The 4160-nt window shown below is 67.4% G+C and carries 4 protein-coding genes; 2 read left to right on the forward strand and 2 right to left on the reverse strand.

All coding sequences use genetic code 11. The features are described from left to right. Positions 1-785, reverse strand: a 785-nt coding sequence (locus tag AC5RV2_RS15360; RefSeq protein WP_494093052.1) for a M56 family metallopeptidase, incomplete at its 3' end; no start/stop codon positions are given. A 5-nt stretch (positions 786-790) separates the two neighbouring features. Then, complete coding sequence (locus tag AC5RV2_RS15365; protein ID WP_494013835.1) at positions 791-1180, reverse strand: BlaI/MecI/CopY family transcriptional regulator; 390 nt, start codon at positions 1178-1180, stop codon at positions 791-793. Positions 1181-1368: 188 nt separating this feature from the next. Between AC5RV2_RS15365 and AC5RV2_RS15370 the strand changes: the two genes are divergently transcribed. Together AC5RV2_RS15370 and cydB are read left to right on the forward strand one after the other, a co-directional pair. Next, positions 1369-2994 (forward strand): cytochrome ubiquinol oxidase subunit I, encoded by a 1626-nt coding sequence (locus AC5RV2_RS15370; RefSeq protein ID WP_494093053.1) that lies wholly within the window; start codon positions 1369-1371, stop codon positions 2992-2994. 31 nt (positions 2995-3025) lie between these two features. Beyond that, complete coding sequence (gene cydB, locus AC5RV2_RS15375; RefSeq protein ID WP_494093054.1) at positions 3026-4045, forward strand: cytochrome d ubiquinol oxidase subunit II; 1020 nt, start codon at positions 3026-3028, stop codon at positions 4043-4045. The last annotated feature ends 115 nt before the right edge of the window (positions 4046-4160 follow it).

Here is a 4160-nt window from a genome sequence, read left to right on the forward strand (position 1 = left end):
CCCAGGCCGGCGGCCGGGCCTGCCGTCGCCGGCCGCTCACCGGCGGCGACGACGGCGATCGCGCGCACCAGCGTCTCGCGGGCCGACGTCTTCAGGGCATGGTCGTCCGCGAGCATCTCGATCAGCTCGTTCACCGCCGTCCGGGCCAGCTTGGAGGTGGGGAGCCAGGGCAGGGCCGCCCGCCAGGCGGCGAAGGCCCACAGCAGCAGGTCGTGGCGCTGTTCCAGGTGCGCCTTTTCGTGCGTCATGACGGCGTGCAGTTCGTCGGGCGAGAGCAACTCGAGCAGGCCGTTCGAGAGCACCGTGACGGATCCGCCGCCGCCGGGCAGGCAGTAGGCAACCGGCGCCGGATGGTTGATCACCAAGGTGCGCGGGGAGTCTTCGGACGGGGAGCTGAGCAGATTCAGCAGGTCGCGGTGCCGGCCGCGCTGTTTGCGGATCTTGTAGTAGGTCAGCAGCAGTGTGAAGACCAGGTGCACTGTCAGCAGCAGGGCGGCACTGAGCGCGAACACGTGCACCAGGTCCAGGCCGGTGTCCGGACTGTCGTCCAGCAGAAGGCCGGTCAGGCCCCGGAGGCCGGCCAGCAGGTGGTCTCCCAGCGGTTCCAAGCCCCACGTCAGCATGGCGCCGATCATGGACAGGCCGCCGGCCAGGGCGATGGCCTGCCAGAGCACCAGCGCCGTCCCGGGACTGCGGGCCGTCCAACGTGCCCGCGAGAGCAGGATGGGCGCAGGCCACGCCAAAATGACCGCCATGGCGGCCAGCAGGTAGGAGGCCAGGAACATTCAGGTCAGTTGGAGGAGAGGATCTTGCGCAGGGTTTCCGCTTCCTCGTCGCTGACCGTGCCGATGAAGCGGGCCAGGACGGCCTCGCGGTCCGGGGCCGAGCCCAGGACCTCGTGCATCAGCTCCACGGTGTGCTCTTCACGGCTTGTCACCGCCCGGTAGCGGTGGGGGCGGATGTCGCGGCCGCGCTGGACCAGCCCCTTCTTCTCGAGCCGGGACAGGACCGTCAGCACCGTCGTGACGGCCAACTCCTTGCCGTCCGCCCCGTCCGCGGAGACCTGCGCCAACGTGTCGCGCAGCTCATTGGCGGTCAGTCCGCCTTCGGCCGGATCGGCGGCGTTCTGGGACCACAGCACGTCCATGACCGCCCGTTCCAAATCTCCGAGAGTAGCCATCTGGTTCCTTTTCGTCTCTTAACGTCGCATCTACGGCGCGCAGAACCTTTCCGCGACCGTGCTCTTAGTCTCTAATTTACCGTCTTTCGTGCAAATGTTCTACAGTTCGTAGAAGATTAAGTTCTACGGCTTGTAGAAATGAGTTCCGGCGCAGTCCGGAACCCAGGTCAGTCCGGGAGGCAGTGGCAATGGAAGCACTTGAAATCGCGCGGTGGCAGTTCGGTATCACCACTGTCTACCACTTCCTCATGGTGCCGCTGACCATCGGCCTGGGGCTGCTCGTCGCGATCATGCACACGGCCTGGTACCGCACCGGCAAGGACCAGTACCTGCGGATGACCAAGTTCTGGGGCAAGCTGTTCCTGATCAACTTCATCATGGGCGTGGCCACCGGCCTGGTCCAGGAATTCCAGTTCGGCATGGCCTGGAGCGAGTACAGCCGCTTCGTCGGCGACGTCTTCGGCGCGCCGCTGGCCATGGAGGCGCTGCTCGCGTTCTTCGTGGAGTCCATCTTCCTGGGACTGTGGATTTTCGGCTGGGGCCGGCTGCCCAAGGCCGTGCACCTGCTCAGCATCTGGTGTGCCTCGCTGGCCACCATCGCTTCGGCCTACTTCATCCTGGCCGCCAACTCCTGGATGCAGCACCCGGTCGGCGTCGAAATGATCGACGGTCGGCCGGTCATGGTGGACGTCTGGGCCGTGCTGACCAACAACACGCTGCTGGTGGCCTTCCCGCACACGATCTTCGGCGCACTCTCGGTTGCCGGCGGCTTCCTGCTGGGCATCAGCTGGTACCACCTGTGGAAGCGCCGCCGCGACGGCATCGACACCGTCGGCCCGGACGGCACGGTGATCGTCGGATCCGACCCGGCGCGCGGCAGGGATGCGGCCGACCACAAGGTCTGGCTCCGCTCGCTGCGGATCGGCGCCGTCGTCGCCGTCGTCTCCTTCGCCGGAGTGTCCATTACCGGGGACCTGCAGGCCAAACTGATGTTCCAGCAACAGCCCATGAAGATGGCCGCGGCGGAGGCGGCCTGCCACGACGGCACGGGCTTCTCCATCCTGACGGTCGGCGACCTGGGATCCAACGACTGCGACGACATGGTCGCCGTGGTGGAGCTGCCCGGACTGCTCTCCTTCATGGCCAACGGCGACTTCGACACCGAGATCCGGGGCATCAACAGCCTGCTGCCGGAGTACCAGGAACGGTTTGGCACCCACCTGCCCGACAACCCGATCTACGGCGAGCGCGCCGGCACTGAAATTGACTACGTGCCGGTCATGGAAGTCACCTACTGGGGCTTCCGGATGATGATCACCTTCGGCATGTTGGCCGCCGCGGCCGCCGCCGTCGCCCTGTGGGTGGTACGTAAGGGCACCGTCCCCGAATCGAAGTGGCTGATGCGGCTGGCCGTGTTCGGAATCCTGGCCCCGTTCGGCGCCAACTCGGCGGGCTGGATCTTCACCGAAATGGGCCGCCAGCCGTTCGTCGTGGCACCCAATCCGGATCCCGACGGCATCGACAATGTCTTCATGTTCACGGCCGCGGCCGTGTCGCCGGGTGTCTCGCTGGGGGAGCTGGTTTTCTCGCTCAGCGCCTTCACCTTGGTCTACGGCTCGCTGCTGGTGGTGGAAGTGAAACTGCTCGCTGCCTACTGCCGCGGCGGGGTACCCGCGGCGATGCCCGAGCTGCTGCACGCGGCGTCCGCGGACGGCCCGGACAAGGACGGCGGCACCGGCGGCCGCGGCAAGGACGGAGACGGAACAGGCGGAGACGGCAAAGACCCTGACGACGTGCTCGCTTTCGCGTACTGAACCGGCTCCTACGGATCGATAAGGACGACTCATGGAAACCCTGCCCACCATCTGGTTCATTGTCATCGCCTTCTTTTGGACCGGGTACCTGTTCCTGGAAGGATTCGACCTCGGCGTCGGCATGATGATGCGCGGCTTCGCCCGGAACAACACGGAACGCCGCGTGCTGCTCAACACCATCGGCCCGGTCTGGGACGGCAACGAAGTCTGGCTCGTCACCGCGGGGGCCGCCACGTTCGCGGCTTTCCCGGAGTGGTACGCCGCCCTGTTCTCGGGCCTGTACCTTCCGCTGGTGCTCGTGCTGCTGGCCCTGATCTTCCGCGCCGTCGGCATCGAATACCGCGGCAAGGTGGACACCGACCGGTGGCGGGCGTGCTGGGACTGGGCGATCGCGCTGGGCTCGTTGGTCGCGGCCTTCGGTGTCGGGGCCATGCTCGGCCTGACCACCACCGGGCTGCCGCTCAACGCCAACGGCGACCGGGTGGGCGGACCGTTCGCCTGGTTTAACGGCTACGCCGTGCTCGGCGGGCTGGCGGTGGTCGGCTTCAGCCTGGTCCACGCGGCAGCTTTCCTGGCGCTGAAGACCGACGGCGAGGTCCGGCTGCGGGCCAAGGCACTGGTCCTGCGCTGGCTGCCGGTGGCGCTGCTGCCGATGGCCGCCTGGGCCGCCGTGTTGGTGCTGCGGCACGGCAAGGCCGTCACGGTGGCGACGCTGTTGCTGGCCGCCCTCGGCGCGGCGGCGGCCTGGCTGCTGGCCAAAGCCGGCCGGGACGGACTCTCCTTCGCCGGACTGGGTACCTTCGTGGTCGCCGGGTCGGCAACCATCTTCACCGCGGTGTTCCCCACGGTACTGCCCTCGACCATCGACGAGGCCTTCAGCCTGACGGTGGGTTCGGCGTCGTCGTCGGACTACACGCTGGGCGTGATGAGCGTGGTGGCGCTGTTCGGCATCCCGGCCGTGCTGGTCTATCAGGGCTACACCTACTGGGTGTTCCGCAAGCGCGTGAGCGCCTCCGCCATCCCCGCAGCACACGCCGTCACCGCACAGTGAAGCCGGTGCTTCCGGTGGGCGCCGCCGGCAAACGTGCGCTCTACCTGCTGGGACTGGCCGCGGCCGTCAAGGCCGGCGGGTTGGTCTTGCTCGCTTCGGCGGTGGCCGCCGGGGT

Source organism: Arthrobacter sp. Y3225116 (assembly GCF_059091245.1).

What these genes read in the sequence shown, in the direction of transcription:
- cydB (WP_494093054.1), top strand. Translation starts at nt 3,026, where the DNA reads ATGGAAACCCTGCCCACCATCTGGTTCATTGTCATCGCCTTCTTTTGG.
- AC5RV2_RS15365 (WP_494013835.1), bottom strand. Translation starts at nt 1,180, where the DNA reads ATGGCTACTCTCGGAGATTTGGAACGGGCGGTCATGGACGTGCTGTGG.
- AC5RV2_RS15370 (WP_494093053.1), top strand. Translation starts at nt 1,369, where the DNA reads ATGGAAGCACTTGAAATCGCGCGGTGGCAGTTCGGTATCACCACTGTC.